Genomic DNA, 19148 nt, shown 5'->3' on the forward strand with positions numbered 1-19148 from the left:
ATGATATGTTATATCACCAGTTATTAGCACTGTCAAGAGTTGAGTGCTAATTTCTTTTAAATTTATTGTTTTTTTACAATTAGCTGTTTCTTTTTTTTTCCATTCGTATTACAATAATAACAATAAGGCATAATATGACCCATAGGGGAGCTTTTATGCATCACCATTACAAGAAAGGGGTTTTTGGCATGGCAAAGAAAGGTTGGGGTAAATTCGTAGCATTTGCAGCAGTAACCGGTGCTGTGGCTGCCGGCGTTTCCTACGTACTTCAGTATAAGACATACCACAGGGAGCTGGAAAAGGATTTCCGGGAATTCGAGGATGGCGGCGAGGACAGAACCGACGAGGACGGCACGGAGCGCACCATTGATGCACGCAGCCTGGACCGCAATTACATCTCTCTTTCCTCCAGCAAGGACGAATTCAAGGTAGCTGCCAAAGATATGGCCCAGGCAACGAAGAATGTCCTTAAGGATGCCGGAAGCCTGTTGTCGGACACTGCCCACGAGGCTGTTTCCGCTGCCGTGGACACGGCTCAGATTGCACTGCAGACCGTGAAGACAAAGAAAGCGGATTTCATGGATGAGCACTCCAGGGATAAGGCTGATGATTCTGATTTGTTCGAAGATGAGGGCTTCCTGGACGACGACTATGTGGACGAGGACGACCTCTATGATTACCGCCGTATGGACGGCAGTTCCTCCTATGATTCTGGAGATCTTACAGAAGATGATTACGATGACAGCAGTGAGGAGCCTGAGAAACAGGAAGCAGGCCCCTCTACCGCCATCATCGAGGAAGATACACTGGAATAACACAGCGGCTTAATACCAGGCGAACTATCCAAAACAGTGTAAAAAGCGGAAAGGCTTGGGGAACATAAGGATTTCGTATTCCCGGAGCCTTTCTGCTTTTTATATTTTATTCTGTATTTCATTCATCCTTTTATTCCTCCCAGGCCAGAAGGTTAATCCACACAGGCTGTCCGGCCAGCTTCTCGTCCATGATATAGGCGTGGCTGTCATCCTCCTGGGACATGAGCTGATACTCCCCACGCTCCTCTATATGAATCCAACGGTCATCCAGCTGTACCGTACCGTCCTTTACTTCCAGCTTCCAGGTGGATGTCTCTCCCTCCTGGTTCAGGGTGGTATAGGTCACCTCCCCCTCCAGCCTGTCACCGGTAAATCTCCCGGTCTTGCACACATCCCTGGCTTCCCCCTGGGGGCTGTTCTCATAATAGCAGTATCCTGTATGGCCATCGCCCTCCATTTTACCATCCTTCCACAATCCCTGGGAGTAATCATACCTGGGGGCATCCAGTTCAACCACCTGAAGGGCCGTACAATCTCCTTCCGGCCTGCCGGCCTTAAAGGCGCCGTAATACAGTGTCTTAGGCATGGTGAGCACCAGCCCCTTACCCTCTATGGACAGGCTGAATGACTGGCCGTCATAGAGATACCGCGTTCCGTCCATGACCTCATAAAACAGCGTAAGAAGCTCCTCCTCACCGCGGTCCATGACCCGCGCGGCAGACTCCAGATCCTGCGCCTCTAATGCCTCCAAGATTTCGTCCAGAACCGCCTTCTGGGATTCTGTCACGTCCGGAAGTATCTCTGCGTCTTCCCCTCCGGGCCGGGCCGGGTTCTCCCCTGGGCCCTCCGCCGCCTGTACAGCTCCCGCGGTATCCGGATAAGCGTCAGCCTTGCTCACGGGATTTCCATTTTCATCCTCCGGACCTGCCTGTTCATACATCCGGCCATAGGCGCTGCCCGTCCGGCCATGGGCCTGGTCATAGGCCCTGTCATGCTGCCCCCAAAAGGCGCTGATTCCCAGTACCACCGCAAACGCGGCGGCAGCAGCCATATCTGTCCGTGTGTCATTCCTGCCCTTCATGGTATACCATTCCTTTCATGTTGACCTGCTCATTATCTTCGCTATCTTATCTTCTGCAGCCAATAAAACATATTTTCCGTCAGACACACCCTTTATGCCTTTAGCATCCCAACAGCGTCTTAGAATGTCCAGGCCTTTGCCAGAAGTTTAGTGCCTTTCCGGATTTCCTCCTCGCTGAGACTTGCATATCCCAGCATAACGGTTGACCCCAGCAGGTTCGCCTCCGGCTGTATGAAACATCCCGATATTCCATAGACCTTCACTCCCAGGGCAGCCGCACGGGCCACCAGGCGTTCCTCCGCCTCCCCCTGCCTGTGGGTCAGCAGCACATGCAGTCCCGCATATTCTCCCCTGATTAAGAACCGGTCCTCCAGTTCCTTAAGCCCGGTCATCAGCGCATCATGTTTTCCCTTATACAGGGCCCTCATGCGGTTTAAATGTCTCTCATAATATCCCTGGGTTATAAACTGATAGAGAATGTTCTGGTCAATCCTGGACACCGTGGAGAGATAGAAACCGGCCCTTTCCCGGTATGCCTCCAGCAAATGCTCCGGCAGCACCATGAAGCCCACACGGATAGCCGGAGCTATAGATTTGGATAATGTTCCCATATAAATCACACGGCCTCCCCGGTCCATGCCCTGCAGCGCGGGAATGGGTTTCCCCTTATATCGGAATTCACTGTCATAGTCATCTTCAATCAGATACCTGTCCGCACCGCTGTAGGCCCAGGCCAGCAGCTCCTGCCGCCGCTTCACAGGCATGACGATCCCTGTGGGATACTGATGGGAAGGCATCACATATGCCACATCCGCGCCGCTACAGGCAAGGCGCTCCACATCCATTCCGTACCGGTCCATATCCACGGGAATCACAGGGTATCCCTCCCCCCTAAGCACTCTGTATGCCTGCTTGTATGTGGGGTTTTCCATGGCAATTTTCCTTCCATTTCCCAAAATCTGGGGCAGAAGCATCAGCAGGTACTCGCTTCCCGCGCCAATGAGAATCTGTTCCGGCCTGCAGTCCACCCCCCTGGCAGAATGGAGGTAAGCTCCTATGGCAGTTCTGAGAGCTCTCTCTCCCTGAGGGTCCCCTGCCGCAAACATCTCCTTGTTATCATCTACCAGTGTATTCCTGCTGATTTTCCTCCACGTATTAAAGGGAAAGCTGTCCAAATCAATTCCTCTGGGAGAAAAATCCACCTCGTAACGGTCTTTCCCGGTATCTCCCGGCTCTACAAAGGAGCCTCCGCCCTTTTGCCGTACCTCCACCAGTTCCTCTATCTTACAGACAAAATAGCCTTTGCATGGCAGTGCCTCGATATATCCTTCGGACAGCAGCTGGTCATAGGCCATCTGGGTGGTACTGCGGCTCAGCCTCAGGTTCCTGGCCAGTATGCGGGTGGAGGGCAGACGGCTTCCCGCCTCCAGCTTTCCCCGGCGGATTTCATTTTTTATGTACTGGTAAATCTGTTCATAGAGAGGACTGTCCGACTGGCTGTCAAAAGGTATTATCAGTTCCATTTTCCGCCCCTTCCTGCCGCAAGCTGGCATTACCATTCATATTTGAAACAAACATTTTAATCATACCAGTCCCACAGGGATATGTCAATATTTTCTCACATTTGTTCAGTTAACTAATACTCTTTTCGCAAAATACAAAGATTATTTCACGATAATATACTCTTTTTTCTGATTTGTACATTGTAATCATCGCGGTATGGAATTATAATAAAAGTAGAAAGAGAACCCAATAAAATCAGTTGAGAAAGGATGGATGGACATGAGCGAACAGACTCTGAATATGTTAAAGAAACTATCTCCCAAAAAAGAACATTCACTGGCTTTCCGCTGTTTCATAGGAGCTGCGGCCATTGTGCTGCTGACCGTGTCTGTGCACATCCTGGTATTCACAGCCATAGAGAGACACAGCGCGGTAAGGGACTTTCCGGAATGGTACCAGCTCCTTGCAGCCCTGTCTGTGGATGCGCTTTACCCGCTGTTCATAGTGTCCCTGGTATCCATCATCAAGCGGGTATTCCGCATACCGGTGCACCGTCTGGAGCGCAAGGTTTTCAAGTTCACCTATCTCTGCCTCGGCCTTATCGCAGCCTCCAGAATCAGCATGTATGTGGGGCTCTATGTATTCTTCATGGCTTTGTTTGCAGCAGGCACGGCCATTTATATTATCATCGGCATACGTTTTCTCTACGAGCTTTTCAAGTTCCACTTTATATCCTGCCGGTATTATTAAAGGACATATGATAAGGTGTTTCATCACAGTGTGATGCAGGAGCCGCAGGCATAATAAATGCCGGGGACCTTTTTCATCAGGTACCCGGCATTTTCTTTATCTCATTGATGATTGTCCTGTTTTATCTGTTCTGTTCCCTTATGTTTTATCCTATTTAGGAAGCTTGAATGAGCTCTTTAAGGATACAATCCGGTTAAACACCGGATTCTCAGGCGTGCTGTCCTTGCAGTCCACACAGAAGAATCCGTTGCGCACGAACTGATAGCTGTCATAGGCTTTTCCCTCTGCCAGGGCCGGCTCCACGTAGCACTCCTTTAACACAACCAGGGAATGGGGATTTAAATTCAGGCTGCCGTCCTCATTCAGCTTGCCCTTCTCCTCGTCCACAATGTTCTCATACAGGCGGCATTCCACCTGCCTCGCGGTGGGAACAGCCACCCAGTGAATGGTTCCCTTTACTTTGCGTCCCTCAAAACCGGAACCGCTCTTCGTCTCCGGGTCATAGGTACCGTGAACCACTGTAATATTGCCGTCGGCATCCTTCTCACATCCTGTACATTTCACGAAATATGCTCCCATCAGGCGAACCTCATTGCCGGGGAACATGCGGAAATACTTTTTCGGAGGCTCTTCCATGAAATCCTCCCGCTCAATATAAAGCTCCCGCCCAAATGGAACCTTCCTGTCTCCCAACCCCGGATTCTCCAGATTATTGGGAACATCCAGCATCTCCGCCTGGCCTTCCGGATAATTGTCAATGACCAGCTTCACCGGATTCAGAATAGCCATCATACGCGGCTTCTTAAGCTTTAAGTCCTCGCGGATACAGTATTCCAGCATGGCGTAGTCCACGGAGCTGTTGGCCTTGGATACGCCGACCATCTCCACGAACATCTTGATGGCCTCCGGTGTATATCCCCTTCTTCTCAGAGCCGCGATGGACACCAGACGCGGGTCGTCCCAGCCGTCCACGATTTTATCCTCCACCAGCTTCTTGATATAGCGTTTGCCGGTTATCACATTGGTCAGATACAGTTTGGCAAACTCAATCTGGCGGGGCGGATTCTCAAACTCACACTCCTTTACCACCCAGTCATAGAGCGGCCTGTGGTCCTCAAATTCCAGGGTGCAGATGGAATGGGTGATGTGTTCAATGGCATCCTCAATGGGATGGGCGAAATCATACATGGGATAAATGCACCACTTATCGCCTGTGTTGTGGTGGGACATGCGGGCAACACGGTAGATAACCGGGTCCCTCATGTTGATATTAGGGGAAGCCATATCGATTTTGGCTCTCAGCACCTTCTCCCCGTCCCGGTACTTTCCTTCCTTCATCTCCTCAAACAGGGCAAGATTCTCCTCCACGGAACGGTTCCTGTAAGGACTCTCCTTGCCGGGTGTGGTAAAATCTCCCCTGTACTCCCTGATCTGGTCCGCTGTCAGGTCACAGACAAAGGCCTTTCCCTTCTTAATCAGGAACACGGCGCACTGGTACATCTGGTCAAAATAATTAGACGCAAAGAAAAGCCTGTCCTCAAAATCAGCGCCCAGCCACTTCACGTCATCCATGATGGACTCCACGAATTCAGTCTTTTCCTTTGTGGGGTTTGTATCGTCAAAACGCAGGTTGAACTTGCCGCCGTACTTCTGTGCCAGGCCGTAGTTCAGTAAGATGGACTTGGCATGTCCGATATGCAAATAACCGTTGGGCTCCGGCGGAAAACGGGTCTGGACATGGTTATAAACGCCCTCTGCCAGGTCCTTGTCAATCTCCTGTTCTATGAAATTCCTGGAGACCACCTCCTTTTCCTCAGTTTCCATTACGGTATCCCTGTCTGCCATAATTGTTCCTCCGTTACGTTGCTATTGTGGTAAATATAATTATTAATCATAACACAATTCTTTTATCAGTGAAAGGGGAAAATACGTTTTGCAGTGGAAATCTTATCCCATGTCTGCTATACTATATTAATGTGCTAAATTATGTACAATTATGAGGAGATTTACCAAACCATGAAAAAAGCAGCAAAATTCGCTCTGATAAAGACCATCCCCATATTTCTGGGCTACATATTCTTAGGAATCGCCTTTGGACTCCTGTTACAGAAATCCGGTTTAAGTGTGTTCTGGGCCTTTCTCATCAGTACCCTTGTCTATGCGGGTTCCATGCAGTTTGCTCTGGTGGGCATTCTCACCGGCGGCTTAAGCTATGTGACCACAGCTGTCATGACCCTGTTTATCAACAGCCGCCATGCCTTCTACGGACTCACCTTCATTGAGCGTTTCAAGGAAATGAGAAAAGCCTATCCTTACATGGTATTTTCCCTGACGGATGAAACTTATTCCCTGTTATGTTCCATGGCACGTCCGTCCGCATTTACGGACAAAGAATGGAAGGCAGCCACTTTCTTTACAGCGTTTTTTGACCAGTGCTACTGGATAGCCGGGTCGGTGCTTGGCGCCCTTATGGGTGAGCTGATTACCTTTGACACCACAGGTATTGATTTTGCCATGACCGCCCTGTTCGTGGTCATATGTGTGGACCAGTGGAAGGCGGCAAAGACCCACATACCGGCTGTCACCGGTTTTATATGCGGCGCACTGTTTCTGGTGCTCATCCGCTCTTCCAACTTTATCCTTCCTGCCCTGGCAGCTGCCGTAGCCATGCTGCTGTTCCTGCGCAGGACCGTGGAACAGAAAATGGAGGAGGATTAAACCATGACCCACTCAAATTATGTACTAATTACCATACTGATTTGCGCTCTGTGCACCCAGATTACCCGGTGGCTTCCCTTCCTCCTCTTCGGCGGTAAAAAGGAAGTCCCCGGGCTGGTCCGCTACCTGGGGACCAGCCTCCCGGCCGCCATCATGGCCGTGCTGGTGGTCTACTGCCTGAAGGGAATCACACCTTTAGCCTGCCCCTATGGCCTGCCGGAGCTCATATCCGTTGCCGTGGTGGTGGGGCTCCACCTCTGGAAGGGCAATACCCTTGCCAGCATCGCGCTGGGAACGGTATGCTACATGCTGCTTGTGCAGATGGTATTCTGATGTTGCTCTGACCATGTTCTGGCTATACTCAGCCAATATTCTGGCCGTATCCTGTCAATATTCTGGCCGAACTCCAGGGGCGGCCTCCGGCAGTTTGAATATCTGCATCGCAATAAAGTCCCATACAAAAAGCCTGTTCACGCCGCATGATGGTGTGAACAGGCTTTTCTATATAGATTTTCCCCACGGCCTTTTACTTATACCTTTCCAGCTGCATTCCCCATATCACCGTCATGCATCCGTCCCTTCCAGCTCCCTGCCGCAGACGCCGTTCCCTTCATTCAGAACCGGCCTGATAATTCCATCCTTCACCAGGCCGATAAATACCGGCACCAGCTCCGGATCAAACTGTGTTCCCGCGCCCCGTTCCAGCTCATTGACCGCGAATTCCACCGACATGCTGGGCTTATAGCTGCGCTTGGATACCATGGCGTCAAAGGAATCTGCAATGCACAGGATTCTGGCCGCCAGAGGAATATCCTTCCCTGCGATGCGCCTGGGGTATCCCCTTCCGTCATACCGCTCATGGTGTCCCAGGACAGCGGGAATCACATAATCCATGGAGGGAAGATGGCGTATGATTTCCACGGATGCCTCCACGTGGCGCTTCATGGTGCTGTACTCCTCGTCCGTCAGTTTGCCGGTTTTGTTCAGAATATTTTCCGGTATCCCGATTTTCCCGATATCGTGAAGCAGGGCTGACTCCTTAAGAATCTCCTGGTACTCCTCGCTGGTTTTCAGGGCCTGCCCCATGGCATGGGCATAATAAGCCACATTCTTGGAATGCTGGAATGTATAGTGGTCTTTTGCGTCGATAGCAGCCGTCAGGGCGTAGATGGTTGGAGCATATTCGGAATACATGCTTCGGTGCTTCTTTGCCAGTCCCTCATCCGTATCCCTCACACCGATGATTCCGTCTGAGTATACCCGGATTCCGTTCTTTCCGGAACGCTTCACATGGTATACCGCGCAGTCCGCATTGGATATGAGCTCATTCATGGACGCTGCCGCGTACGGAGCAGCGCAGATTCCGCAGCTGACAGTCAGCGGCTTTAAGTAAGTATCCGTACAGTCCAGATTCATGTTCTGAATCTGCCGTGAAATATTCTCAGCCAGATTCTGCGCTGAATAGATATCATAGTCAGGCAGGATAACGGCAAATTCCTTGCCGCTGTAACGTCCGCAGTAACCGTTATCCCCCACGGTCCCCTGTATGATACGCGCAATATGCACCAGTGCCTTATCTCCCTCATGATTGCCGTAAAGCTGGTTGTACAGCTTAAAATCATCCACGTTGAAGATGACAAGGGCCAGGGAAGTGCGCTTGCATTTTACGTAATTTTCCTCCAGTGTCTCGCAGAAATATTTCCGGTTCAAAAGTCCGGTAAGCTCATCTGTCCTGGCTTCCTCATATGCCTTTTCGTAGAGCCTGGAGTTCTTTACCGCAATGGAGCTGACGGATTCAATGGAGTTAAGGAATATGATGTCCTCCTCGGAATACCCCCCGGCACGCATCTTTCCCCGCTTCTCCTTGCCCCCCATAAGCACCAGTCCGGCCAGGTCGTCCCCGCCCTTAAGAGGCAGGATACACTCAATCTTAAGGACCTCCATCTGGTATTTTTCTTCCTCCCACATGGACTTGTATTCCACGGTCCTTCGGAAATCCTTAAGCAGCAGACAGGAGTCATGGCTTTTAAGCCAGTTGATGAGCGGCGCGCTGCCTGCCAGAGAAAAATTCTTGTCATCCAGGGGACTGCTGCTGAACACCGCAGGATAATTTCCCTGTGAATCCTTGATGCAAATATAAATTTTCCTTGTGTGCAGGGTACTTCCTATGACGTTCACCAGGGCATTGAGGATTTCCGTCAGTCTGAGTGACTGGGACACAATGGCCGTGTATTCGCTGAGCCGTTCTGTCTGGCTCATCTCTTCCTTAATGAAAATCCGGTCAAAAAATCCCTTGGCCACAATGTAAATCAACAGGGTGACCATCATGGTCATAGTAGCCACAATCATAACGCTGAAGGGCGCCAGCATTGGCACATCCCTGCGGATGATGCCGTCCAGAGTCTGAGCCACATTATAAAAGGCCAGGGCGCTTACTGCCATGGCAATGATATAGCAGTTGCCTCTGGATACCAGCAGTGTCATGCGGAACACGTGCCTGGAATAAAGGGTATAGAACATCACCCCTGCATTCAGAATCCCTGACAGGATATCTATGGGGAAACCATTGAACAGCGGCACAGCCATATTTCCCGCAAAAAGCAGAAATATGCCTAAAAGCAGCGGAACCACTTTGGCCTTAAGGGCCCTGTTTTTCCGGCTGCTCCATATGATGGCGGCTGTATGTATGATTACCAGGAAGCAGAGTCCGTACATAATGCTGGCACGCCAGTCCATATGATAGACAAACACGGCGCTGGCCCCGTTCCACTCGATGGCGGGCGGCTGGACCAGGCTTCCTGTCCATATGTTATAGAGATTCACCAGAAGGATAAGCACCAGCCACATTTTGTGGGAGCCTTTGGCCTTATGGCCGCAGAAATCCCTGATGAAGCAGAAAAACGCACATGGCACCAGGCTGATTCCTGCCAGCGAAAGATGGAACCACAGCTCATAGGACGGCCAGGCCCGGAGCCTCATCAAAAGAGAGCCGCCGGTCCACAGAATCATGGCGCCCAGCACAGCGATAAAATCACGAATCAGCCGTGATTTCTTAGCCGACATAAAAGCCAGCATAAGAAAGGTATAGAAATATAAAGCTGTTATGGATATAAAAACATAGCTTCTCATACAATCAGTGTCTCCTAGTATCTCCTGTGCCCGTCAAAAGCTGCCTGCATCTTTATCATTTCCTGAATATCATGGATGGATGGGTTGATATGCCTCAGTGTCTTTCCGGTCTTTTCCCGGTAGGATGCAAAGGTGCCGCACCGAAGAATGGTTATCTCCAGCGGGTCCATGCCCAGTATCCGTTTCAAATCATGGTAATCCTGGTCCACGTATTTAAAATAAATGGTCAGGTGTTCCTTCAGAAGTTCCCGGCTGACGGCCCGGTTCACCACACAGCCGGGCGCCAGCTCCACGTACATATGGAGATAGGGCCTTCCCCTGTCCTCGGTAAACTCCTTCAGAGCCGCCCAGTCCGTCACATCAATTCCCGAAAGGCTGATAACATTCTTAATGGAATTTTCCGAAATCCTTGTAAACCCGGCAATATCAATAATATCCGGCACCCGGTCAATGTACTCAAACCTGGGAATCCGCGTCTCATCCTCCTTGCTGGCAAGTCCCAGACAGCGGTAGACATCCCCCACCCGGTACCGGGCAAATGCCCCGCCTTTCAACACAGTAAGGACAATTTCATATACTTCTCCGGCTGCCACCTCATCCATACATATGGCCCTGGGAACATAGGAGGGATCATCCAGATTTTTGTACATTTCCGTTTCCGGTATGAATTCATAAAAGCATGCATCCGGGAAAAAGTAAAGTCCGTTGCGGTTCCATGTCTCTGTCCCGATAAAACTGGGTTCTGTCCCCGCAAACACTTCCACCGGCCTGATACCCCACAACTCCTCCAGGTCATCTTTATAGCAGCGGTTATCTGTTCCAGCGCACAAAAATCCCTTCAGTTTGAACAGGTCCTTAGGCATCAGTCCCCGTCCTTCCTTCTCACACTGTTTTTTCGCCTTAAGATACCGCAGTGTCATGGAAGGAGGCATGGTAAACATTTTTTTCAGGAAGGATCCGCCCTTCTTACCGCCCTCAGACAGGCTGGCAATGCTCATACTCACATAATAAGCCACGCTGCCCATGCCGAAGAAGAAATCAATCCCCTTTCCCAGCCCCATCTTAAATCCCTTCTTATTCCGCTCGGAAAAGGTCATATTCACGGCCTCGTCCACCGGAGGAAGGAACTCTATGTGGAGTTCGTCCGACAATCCCAGTGGAATCAGGCCAGTGATATAGGGCAAAGGCGCCAGTCCATACAAAAATGTATCGCCGATTCCGATGTCAAAGCTTCCCCTGCCCTTGCTGGTAGCCATCATCAGGCAGGTCAGGATATTATTCTTGTAGGTTTTCAGCATACCGCTGGTGTAGGGCGCCACCTTGATAGGATGCTTTCCGCCCTCCCATGTGGTCTGAATCCATATGATCGGTTTATCAGGAAGCATGTCCTCCTTTTTCAAAAGAAGGACATCCGCATAATCTTCGTAGGTGGTCAGCGGCACCATGGACCGGAACTCATCTATGCTCTCCGGCCTCCTATCCTTTAGAATCTTCTTTCCAAGAGGACTTGCGCACCAGAGTCCAATCTGCTCCTCCAAAAGCCTTCTCTGGATTTTCATATAGGATTCCAGGTCCAGGTCCAGAAAACCGCAGTATTCCTGCCATATCCTGTCATATTCCTGATTGGTCAGCTTTTCCTCAAATGTCATTCCAGTTCACCGCCTTTTCCACAGTCTGGGTAGTAAAAATGGTACTTGTTCCTGGTAATCCCTGTAGTCGCAAAATTCCTCTACAAATATAAGCCTGTCCTGATACCAGGCATACAGAAGGTTCAGAAAAGAAAGACACAGACCGAGCATCACCCGGTTCGGATTCCCTGTGGACAGGCCCATACAGAAAAAACAGCCAAAAAACCACCATATGCCCGGATGACGGCACCAGCCATACATACCTGAGCGGCAGACCTTGTGCCGGTCCGCCTCCTGGCAATAAGTACTGTCAAAGGGCAGCGCAAAATACAGCGTATAAATCAGCATCGCCAGAAAAAACGCGCCCGGAAGGAGCCAGACTGACTGTCCCTTAACCCCTGAGGAAACACAAGAATACACCATTCTTCCTCCCACCACAGCCAGCAGCAGGTTGCCTGCCGCAAAAAGCGGGGCGAAGCCATTTTTTTTCAAAAAAACCCGATTCCAGTCATATAGGAAAAACATCCCAAAAGCCCCTAATCCAAAGCCCCAGTCCAACATCTATATCCCCCCTGCCCAATATATAAAAGGGAGCCCGCTCTCTTTATGACTCCAGACCCCCAACCATATCCAAAATAAATCCTCCCATCTGTTCTCAACCTTGGGAAATTATGTAAAGTACCATGTAAATATTAACTATTTGCCGAATAGTATAAATTCTATCATAAATATGTCGAAAAAGGAAGGGATTTACCCGGATATTATTTATTCTTTCTTATAAATAATTAGGTTATTTTGTAATCATATTAAATTTATTGTTTTTTAGGTACAATTATCCTCCCCTCGCCTGTTTAAGGATACTCCGGCCGGGAAGATTATTAATCCAGATATTTACAAGGGTACAAAGAATTGAGCCGTCAATTCTCATGTGGCCATGGCAGAAAAAAAGGGACAGTCCAGGCTATCCCTTAAAATCCATATCCGTTGTAAATTCCCTGCCGCAATATGGGCAAGTGACACGAGCCACTGGCTCCTCTGCCCCGTTTACAGTTTCATACGTATTCACCAATGCGGAACAAAAAGAAAAAAGCCCGGTAAATACCAGGCTATCCACAAGCTGCTGACGGGAATCGGACCCGTGACCTCCGCACTACCAATGCGACGCTCTACCGACTGAGCCACAGCAGCTTATTCTGTTTTGGTACGCTCTCGCGGGCCTTGTATATATTATCATGACCACATGGTTTTGTCAACAATAATTTTCAATTTTTTCTTCCATTCTATCCCCGCTCATTCAAACCGCTGCCCCCTCAAGCCTCCCAGGCAATTGTGAGCAGCGGTATGTGAGCCGGCTTTCTCAAAGCATCTGAAAATAAGAATCCTAAAATCAATCCTATTCCAAATATCAGAAAATCCCGTCATACCCTTCCCGCAGCGTATCACAGGAACGCCCCAGCTTCTCCAGCTCCTCCGGTGTCAGGGACAGCGGCAGGACTCTCTGTACTCCGTTCTGGTTTATGATGCAGGGAACGCCTGCAAACACGTCCATCTGGCCGTACTCTCCCCGCAGCATGGCGGATACGGTAAGTACGCTGTGCTCATCCCCCAGGATGGCCTTGGTTATTCTGGTAAGGGCCATTCCAATACCATAATAGGTGGCATTCTTGGCCTCTATGATTTTGTAGGCGGCAGTGCGGACCTCCTCCTCAATGTCATCAAACCGCTGCCTGCACAACGCTTCCCCGTTTTCCCCGCACAGCTCCAGAATGGGCTTGGTGGCCAGCAGCGCCTGGCTCCACGGCACGAACTCGCTGTCCCCATGCTCTCCCATGACATAGGCGTGGACATTTCTCGGGTCCGCCTTCAGATAATCGCCTAACAGGTACCTGAGTCTGGCTGTGTCCAGGGCTGTTCCTGTTCCCATCACCCGTCTTGGATTAAAGCCCGACAGGGTACAGGTTATCCTGGTCATGATGTCAACCGGATTGGTTGCCACCAGAAACAGGCCATTGAATCCCGATGAGGTAACCGGCTCAATGATGGATCGGAACACCTCGGCATTCCTTTTCAGAAGGTCCAGACGGGTTTCACCCTGTTTCTGCGCCACGCCGGCACAGATGACCACGATATCCGCATCCCTGCAGTCATCGTACTCCCCTGCGTATATTGTCATGCTGGAATTGGCAAATGCCAGGCCATGGTTTAAATCCATTGCCTCCCCCTCGGCCCTCTTCTTGTTCACATCAATGAGCACCAGCTCATCGCACACCGACTGATTCAGAAGACAGTAGGCATAGCTCATGCCCACCATTCCAGTTCCTACGATTACCACTTTTCTCTTATCTGCTCTCATGTTCTGCTCCTTTCCTGCCGTCCCGGTCTGCTGTTCATATCCTTAGTATAACTGGAAAACCCGCGTCTTATTCCGGCAGGATTTACAGCTGGTCTTTCCGGGACCTGCGGCGGTTTTTGCGGTTATCTGGCCAGTTTCTTTTCCATGAGCTCACTGTTGCTGCTGTAAGCCGCCGCATTTTCACGGGAAATCACTCCGTCACGGTATAGTTTAATAAGGCTGTTATCCATGGATACCATACCTTCCTCCTGGGAGGTGGCAATGACTCCGTCTATCTGGTGAATCTTGGATTCACGTATCATATTGCGGATTGCATTGTTTAAAAACATGATTTCAAATGCCGGCTGCACCCCGCCGTCCACAGTGGGTATGAGCTGCTGGGATATGACCGCATCCAGCACCATGGCCAGCTGGGTCCTTATCTGCTGCTGCTGATTTGGCGGAAATGCATCAATGACACGGTCGATGGTATTGGCCGCCCCCACGGTGTGAAGGGTGGAGAGAATCAGATGGCCTGTCTCCGCTGCTGTCATGGCTATGCTGATAGTCTCATAATCTCTCATTTCTCCTAACAGGATGACATCCGGCGCCTGGCGCAGGGATGCCCTCAGGCCAGTAACGTAGCTGTCCGTATCCGTAACAATCTCTCTCTGGGTCACCACGCTCTGTTTATGCCTGTGCAGGTATTCAATGGGGTCCTCCAGTGTGATGACATGGGCATTTCTGGTGCTGTTGATTTCATCAATAATACAAGCCAGGGTCGTGCTTTTGCCGCTGCCTGCCGGTCCGGTCACCAGTACCATTCCCTTGGTAAGCCTGGATACGCCGATGATACTGTCCGGCAGATGAAGCTGTCCGGCATCCGGCAGTTCAAAACGCACCACGCGGATGATTCCCGCCAAGGATCCTCTCTGGCGGAACACACTGGCCCTGAAACGCGACACCCCAGGGATGGCAAAGGAGAAATCATCATCTCCGTGGGACTGGACCTTATCCATGCCCCGGTTCTTTGCCAGGCCGTATATCTCGGTAATCATCTTATCCATCTCGTCGGGCATGATCCGGTTATCACCCTGATAGATAATCCGGCCGCCAATCTTATAGGAGAAGGGCATGCCTGGAATAAGAAATATGTCAGCCGCATTCTGCTCCACGGCCGATGTAAGCAATTCCATCACATTCATCTGTTTTGCTCCTTTTGCCTCTGTTTTATTCCTGGAATGGGGCTGCTCCGCCCCACACAGGCATTGAATTATCTATTTCATACTCATCACTGGCATATACATACCATGATTTTATATCGTAATGTTTTTCACCGCACATGAGAACCAGCTCAATGCGCAGGGACTGTCCCCTGTCCATGGGGATGTCCGTGGAAATAAGACCGCTCTCCCTGTCATAAAGCTCTCCCAGCCTGTCCTTGATATCCAGGCTGCACTGGGTGGAATCCTTTTCCTCCCCCATTTCCTCTGTCAGGACCTGGTCCACTTCCTTAAGCCACTGCTGCCCCCTGCTGTCCGCCTCATAATATGCCCGGACCGCCTCCCCGTTTCGCCCGGCCAGCTTTAAATCGCCCTGGGCGCTGCTTAAGGACAGCAGTCCAAAGGTAGCCATGCACAGAACGATGAAAATAAGAATCAGGGACGACGCCCCTATATTCACTTTATTCCTGGATGCCTCTCCTGCCATCTGCCTTTCCTTTCCGTGTTTCATTTTCCCGAACCTTGCCGGCGGCTGAATATTCCTGAATCTTAAGCCCTGCCGCCGGCTGCATGTAAAACTGCGCGCAGCGGGGCCTGCATGCTCTTAGGGCTGCGCATAGGTCTCTGTCTGCAAACGGTACAGCAGCTTTCCCTTGTCAGTTCCTCTGGCATAGCGCATGATAAGTATGTCCGCCCGCTTCATTTTATCCACAGTTCCGGTGTATATGACGCCCAAAAAGGACGGTTCATTGTCAGGTTCGGTCTCCTCCCAGCTGTTGTTCCAGTACATGGTATGTATACCTACGTAGCCTTCACTCTGTACCAGCTCCTGGTTCCATTCAGCCTGTTCCCGGTTTTTCCCGTCAGCATCTGCCAGGTGTTCCCATATATTACGGTCCGGAAGCATCTCCGGCCACCTAAGAGACTGCCCCGCCTTCAGCTCTTCTGCCAGGCTCTGCGCCTTTAACACCGCCTGATTTATGTCCCGGGCATCCCTGCTTATGTTGTCAGCCTTCACGAACACCAGAACACAGATACTGGCGCAGATGATAAAGAAACCCACCACCACCAGCATTTCCATTAAAAATGGCCCTGAACCGGACCCGCTTTTCCTATTCATCCGTCTCAAGTCCTCCGCTCCGCAGGGAAAGCTCCAGGCTTCCGCCGCCCTCTCCCACGGTCTCTATATGCAGCAGCCTGCCTTTCCTGGAAAGCTTCAGGCCCCGGCATTCCAGAATCTCCAGACCGTCCGCAAACCCCAAACCGCTGGATGTGTCTGTGAACAATTCCCGGATGCTCCCATCGTCCCAGTAAATCCATGTGACGTATTCTGATTCCCCGATTTCCTGTTTCATCTCCAGCACCTGGGTTCCATCCACATCCACCACATTTACCATCCCGGCCCGGTCACCCTGGCGCACCTTGTTGGCAATGTAGCTCAGAGCTGTGCTGCCTGTATAATTGGCGTCGCTGCGCACATTGATATTTTCATATACCCGGCTGCCAATCAGCACTGTGAAAAGGGCACACAGCACAAATACCAGAAATAACAGCATGGTAAAAAGCACGCTAACGGCATTTCCCTTCTTGTCTGTCTTCCGATTCATAACTGTATGCCCCCTACTCGTCTATGGGTATGATGGTGATTTCCGGCATCACATTGGATGCAAAACCATCGTAAAACACATTGTATTTCTTCCTGTTAATCTGGATCGCATAATTCTCCTCCAGATATCCCACGCTGGGAGGATAACGGCCCTCAATGGCATAGCACTGGACCGAAGCCCTTGCCACTGCCTTCCTGAGAGTCTCCTCCTCCCTTGCGCCTGTCCTCCCTGAAAAATTCAGCACAGCCGCCGCAAATACCGCCACCACGGCCGCCATGGCTGCCAGGGACAGAATGTAACCCAGCGCCTGGTTCTTCTCTTTTTTCTGAGACTTAACCTTCATCTGCTGCCTCCTAACTGTTATCCGATAGCGGACAATACGCCCACCAGTGGAAGCATGACGGACAGAAGGACAAGTCCCACTGATATGGCCAGAACTGCCACTATAGTCGGTTCAAACCTGGCAATCATATCGTCGATGGCGGTATCGGCCATCTCCTCATAATCCTGGGATATCTCGTCCATAACGCTGTCCAGATGGCCGCTTCTGGTTCCTACTTTAATCATCTGCACATAAAAACCGGAAAACAGGCCGGTATCCTTCATGGCCTGGTAATAGCTCTCACCCGTCTGAAGCTGCTCCGAGCATTTTCCGATGCGGACCGCCACGCTTTCGTTCTCAACCAGCTCCTTTGCCAGGTCCATGCCCTTTTCCAGCTCCATACCGCTCTTTAAGGTCAGGGCCAGTACTGAGGTAAACCGGCGGTTAGCCACTGCCAGGGCAATCTTGCTGCGGCCCTTCACGAAACTCACAAAACGCTCCACCAAAGCAAAACGTTTGCCGAATTTGGAGGCTGTCCAGATCCCGCATAACACCAGGGCCAGCACAGCCCCCACAATAAGGGCGCCGCCGCTTAACCAGCCTCCCAGCCTCATGGCCGAGGCTGCCACAGGAGGCATCCGCGCCCCCAGCTGCTCATATACCTTGTTGAACACAGGCATGACCTTGGAAAACAGCACAAAGAGGACCACCAAAAGCATTACCACCATCATCACAGGATATGTGACCGCATTCTTTATGGCCCGCAGGAGCCGGTATTCCTTCTCATAATAATCGGACAGCGATTTCATCATCTGGTCCATGGTTCCTGTCTGCTGGCCCAGCTTGGCCATATGCACCACATAAGCCGGGAAAACGCCCGTATCCTCCATAACCTTGAAGAAGGGGTCCCCCAGCTCCACGCCCTCTGCCATGTACAAAAGCATATCCTTCTCGCTCTGCGCGGCCGCGTCCTCAGCCATAATGGCCAGCCCTTCCTCCAGCGGAACAGCCGCTTCCAACAGCAGGGATATCTGCAGACAGAAGGCCGACAGCTCCTCATAGGAATACCGGTAATAAGACTCTCCCTTTTTCGCCATCTCTTTTGCCTCCCCTTAATAGCTGTATTTTGCCCGGTAGTTAGAGCCGTTTCCAATGTACTGCATGATTTCCTGGCTCTGTCCGCTGGAGGACGCAAACGTGGGGTCCATCAGCTTCCAGCTGTTGCCATCAAAATAGATGATATTATCAACCCATCCCTGGCCTTCCAGATATACATTAATCCACGCGTGATACAGATTCCCCGTATAACCCACTACCAGCTTGGTGGGAATGTCCTGGGACCTGAGCATGGCTGTCATGAGAGCCGCATAGTCAAAACAGATACCCTTTTTCTGCGCCAAAACCACATCCACATTGGGCAGATAGCCGGACTGGACCGAACTTGCCTTGGCCGTATCATAGGTAACGTTGTTGATTACATAATTATAAACATTTGACACCACGCCCAGCTGGTCCGTTGCGCTGGCAGCCACGGACGCGCCTGTCTGCACCGCGGCGCTGGCCGCATTAAAATTCACATACTGGTTGGGGTAAAGGAAGGGTCCGAACTGATTGGTTATGCTGGCATTTACATTCTGGCTGAACGCCTGGGAATACTGGTTTCCCTGGATATTTTCAAACACCTTCACCGAATAGCTGCCGCTGCCCTCAGACAGAGGGAACACCTCGTATACGCCGCTGCTGCTTAAATCATATGTATATGTCTCGGAACCGCTTTTTGTAATCTGAACCTTAATCTTGCCAACGCTACCCGTATACTTTACCATGATATAGCCCTCTGACACATTGGATGCATCCAGAGTGGCCTTCTCGTTGCTGTATGCAGTGACCCCGGAAGCAATGGGAGTCAGTACATGGCTTCCGGCAGGCTTTGTGTAAGCCAGGGCCGTCGCCGGTGCCTGGATGCTGCTGACGGCAAAAAAAGCCGCTGCCGCTGCCGCCGCAAACTTTCCAACAGGTTTATATGCTGTCTTCATAACA

The 19148-nt window shown here is 50.9% G+C and carries 18 protein-coding genes and 1 tRNA gene; 4 read left to right on the plus strand and 15 right to left on the minus strand.

The features are described 5' to 3' along the window. The first annotated feature begins 155 nt into the window (after nt 1–155). Nucleotides 156–815 carry a hypothetical protein gene (locus tag LA360_RS12750; protein ID WP_002586414.1) on the plus strand — a complete coding sequence of 220 codons (660 nt, stop codon included), beginning with the start codon at nt 156–158 and terminating at the stop codon, nt 813–815. Nucleotides 816–945: 130 nt separating this feature from the next. Here LA360_RS12750 and LA360_RS12755 read toward each other — a convergent pair whose 3' ends face one another. Beyond that, nucleotides 946–1896 carry a hypothetical protein gene (locus LA360_RS12755; protein ID WP_022200346.1) on the minus strand — a complete coding sequence of 317 codons (951 nt, stop codon included), beginning with the start codon at nt 1894–1896 and terminating at the stop codon, nt 946–948. A 119-nt stretch (nt 1897–2015) separates the two neighbouring features. Then, a complete protein-coding gene (pdxR, locus tag LA360_RS12760) occupies nt 2016–3419 on the minus strand; it encodes a MocR-like pyridoxine biosynthesis transcription factor PdxR (protein WP_112482052.1) in 1404 nt (467 codons plus the stop codon). 259 nt (nt 3420–3678) lie between these two features. Here pdxR and LA360_RS12765 point away from each other — a divergent pair, with 259 nt between their 5' ends. Then, the gene (locus tag LA360_RS12765; protein ID WP_022200344.1) at nt 3679–4149 is read left to right on the plus strand and encodes a hypothetical protein; all 471 of its coding nucleotides are present in this window, start codon (nt 3679–3681) and stop codon (nt 4147–4149) included. 150 nt (nt 4150–4299) lie between these two features. Here the strand turns inward: LA360_RS12765 and LA360_RS12770 are convergent, their stop codons facing one another. Beyond that, the gene (locus tag LA360_RS12770) at nt 4300–5994 is read right to left on the minus strand and encodes a glutamine--tRNA ligase/YqeY domain fusion protein (protein WP_022200343.1); all 1695 of its coding nucleotides are present in this window, start codon (nt 5992–5994) and stop codon (nt 4300–4302) included. 171 nt (nt 5995–6165) lie between these two features. On the opposite strand from LA360_RS12770, the gene LA360_RS12775 reads away from it, so the two are divergent. Together LA360_RS12775 and LA360_RS12780 are read left to right on the plus strand one after the other, a co-directional pair. Beyond that, a complete protein-coding gene (locus LA360_RS12775) occupies nt 6166–6867 on the plus strand; it encodes an AzlC family ABC transporter permease (protein ID WP_002586409.1) in 702 nt (233 codons plus the stop codon). Nucleotides 6868–6870: 3 nt separating this feature from the next. Further along, nucleotides 6871–7200 carry a branched-chain amino acid transporter permease gene (locus LA360_RS12780; RefSeq protein ID WP_002586408.1) on the plus strand — a complete coding sequence of 110 codons (330 nt, stop codon included), beginning with the start codon at nt 6871–6873 and terminating at the stop codon, nt 7198–7200. Between the two features lie 231 nt (nt 7201–7431). Here LA360_RS12780 and LA360_RS12785 read toward each other — a convergent pair whose 3' ends face one another. From LA360_RS12785 to LA360_RS12840, 12 genes are all read right to left on the minus strand, one after another. Continuing rightward, nucleotides 7432–9996 carry a histidine kinase N-terminal 7TM domain-containing diguanylate cyclase/phosphohydrolase gene (locus tag LA360_RS12785; protein ID WP_022200342.1) on the minus strand — a complete coding sequence of 855 codons (2565 nt, stop codon included), beginning with the start codon at nt 9994–9996 and terminating at the stop codon, nt 7432–7434. Between the two features lie 14 nt (nt 9997–10010). Continuing rightward, nucleotides 10011–11645: a GH3 domain-containing protein gene (locus LA360_RS12790; protein WP_022200341.1), complete on the minus strand. Its 1635-nt coding sequence runs from the start codon at nt 11643–11645 to the stop codon at nt 10011–10013. A 6-nt stretch (nt 11646–11651) separates the two neighbouring features. Then, nucleotides 11652–12185 (minus strand): methyltransferase family protein, encoded by a 534-nt coding sequence (locus tag LA360_RS12795; RefSeq protein WP_022200340.1) that lies wholly within the window; start codon nt 12183–12185, stop codon nt 11652–11654. 554 nt (nt 12186–12739) lie between these two features. Then, nucleotides 12740–12812: transfer RNA gene (locus LA360_RS12800), tRNA-Thr, on the minus strand. A 217-nt stretch (nt 12813–13029) separates the two neighbouring features. After that, entirely contained in the window at nt 13030–13977 is a 948-nt protein-coding gene (locus LA360_RS12805) for an L-lactate dehydrogenase (protein ID WP_022200688.1), read from the minus strand. A gap of 122 nt (nt 13978–14099) precedes the next feature. Beyond that, nucleotides 14100–15161, minus strand: coding sequence for a type IV pilus twitching motility protein PilT (locus tag LA360_RS12810; protein WP_022200687.1), 1062 nt, complete (start codon nt 15159–15161; stop codon nt 14100–14102). Nucleotides 15162–15186: 25 nt separating this feature from the next. Beyond that, nucleotides 15187–15666 carry a hypothetical protein gene (locus tag LA360_RS12815; protein WP_022200686.1) on the minus strand — a complete coding sequence of 160 codons (480 nt, stop codon included), beginning with the start codon at nt 15664–15666 and terminating at the stop codon, nt 15187–15189. A 117-nt stretch (nt 15667–15783) separates the two neighbouring features. Further along, nucleotides 15784–16299, minus strand: coding sequence for a hypothetical protein (locus LA360_RS12820; protein ID WP_112482053.1), 516 nt, complete (start codon nt 16297–16299; stop codon nt 15784–15786). Continuing rightward, the gene (locus LA360_RS12825; RefSeq protein ID WP_057572380.1) at nt 16292–16786 is read right to left on the minus strand and encodes a DUF4860 domain-containing protein; all 495 of its coding nucleotides are present in this window, start codon (nt 16784–16786) and stop codon (nt 16292–16294) included. The genes LA360_RS12820 and LA360_RS12825 overlap by 8 nt, the downstream gene beginning before the upstream one ends. 13 nt (nt 16787–16799) lie before the next feature. Further along, entirely contained in the window at nt 16800–17129 is a 330-nt protein-coding gene (locus LA360_RS12830) for a hypothetical protein (protein ID WP_022200683.1), read from the minus strand. Nucleotides 17130–17146: 17 nt separating this feature from the next. Then, on the minus strand, nt 17147–18205 hold the full coding sequence (locus LA360_RS12835; protein WP_112482054.1) for a type II secretion system F family protein: 1059 nt from the start codon (nt 18203–18205) through the stop codon (nt 17147–17149). A 15-nt stretch (nt 18206–18220) separates the two neighbouring features. Next, nucleotides 18221–19144, minus strand: a complete 924-nt coding sequence (locus tag LA360_RS12840) for a transglutaminase-like domain-containing protein (RefSeq protein ID WP_057572382.1) — start codon at nt 19142–19144, stop codon at nt 18221–18223. Nucleotides 19145–19148 lie beyond the last annotated feature (4 nt).

This window comes from Enterocloster clostridioformis, assembly GCF_020297485.1.
Lineage (GTDB): Bacteria > Bacillota > Clostridia > Lachnospirales > Lachnospiraceae > Enterocloster > Enterocloster clostridioformis.

Coding starts and splice junctions, on each gene's coding strand:
- LA360_RS12750 (WP_002586414.1), top strand. CDS start 156: ATGCATCACCATTACAAGAAAGGGGTTTTTGGCATGGCAAAGAAAGGT.
- LA360_RS12755 (WP_022200346.1), bottom strand. CDS start 1,896: ATGAAGGGCAGGAATGACACACGGACAGATATGGCTGCTGCCGCCGCG.
- pdxR (WP_112482052.1), bottom strand. CDS start 3,419: ATGGAACTGATAATACCTTTTGACAGCCAGTCGGACAGTCCTCTCTAT.
- LA360_RS12765 (WP_022200344.1), top strand. CDS start 3,679: ATGAGCGAACAGACTCTGAATATGTTAAAGAAACTATCTCCCAAAAAA.
- LA360_RS12770 (WP_022200343.1), bottom strand. CDS start 5,994: ATGGCAGACAGGGATACCGTAATGGAAACTGAGGAAAAGGAGGTGGTC.
- LA360_RS12775 (WP_002586409.1), top strand. CDS start 6,166: ATGAAAAAAGCAGCAAAATTCGCTCTGATAAAGACCATCCCCATATTT.
- LA360_RS12780 (WP_002586408.1), top strand. CDS start 6,871: ATGACCCACTCAAATTATGTACTAATTACCATACTGATTTGCGCTCTG.
- LA360_RS12785 (WP_022200342.1), bottom strand. CDS start 9,996: ATGAGAAGCTATGTTTTTATATCCATAACAGCTTTATATTTCTATACC.
- LA360_RS12790 (WP_022200341.1), bottom strand. CDS start 11,645: ATGACATTTGAGGAAAAGCTGACCAATCAGGAATATGACAGGATATGG.
- LA360_RS12795 (WP_022200340.1), bottom strand. CDS start 12,185: ATGTTGGACTGGGGCTTTGGATTAGGGGCTTTTGGGATGTTTTTCCTA.
- LA360_RS12805 (WP_022200688.1), bottom strand. CDS start 13,977: ATGAGAGCAGATAAGAGAAAAGTGGTAATCGTAGGAACTGGAATGGTG.
- LA360_RS12810 (WP_022200687.1), bottom strand. CDS start 15,161: ATGAATGTGATGGAATTGCTTACATCGGCCGTGGAGCAGAATGCGGCT.
- LA360_RS12815 (WP_022200686.1), bottom strand. CDS start 15,666: ATGGCAGGAGAGGCATCCAGGAATAAAGTGAATATAGGGGCGTCGTCC.
- LA360_RS12820 (WP_112482053.1), bottom strand. CDS start 16,299: ATGAATAGGAAAAGCGGGTCCGGTTCAGGGCCATTTTTAATGGAAATG.
- LA360_RS12825 (WP_057572380.1), bottom strand. CDS start 16,786: ATGAATCGGAAGACAGACAAGAAGGGAAATGCCGTTAGCGTGCTTTTT.
- LA360_RS12830 (WP_022200683.1), bottom strand. CDS start 17,129: ATGAAGGTTAAGTCTCAGAAAAAAGAGAAGAACCAGGCGCTGGGTTAC.
- LA360_RS12835 (WP_112482054.1), bottom strand. CDS start 18,205: ATGGCGAAAAAGGGAGAGTCTTATTACCGGTATTCCTATGAGGAGCTG.
- LA360_RS12840 (WP_057572382.1), bottom strand. CDS start 19,144: ATGAAGACAGCATATAAACCTGTTGGAAAGTTTGCGGCGGCAGCGGCA.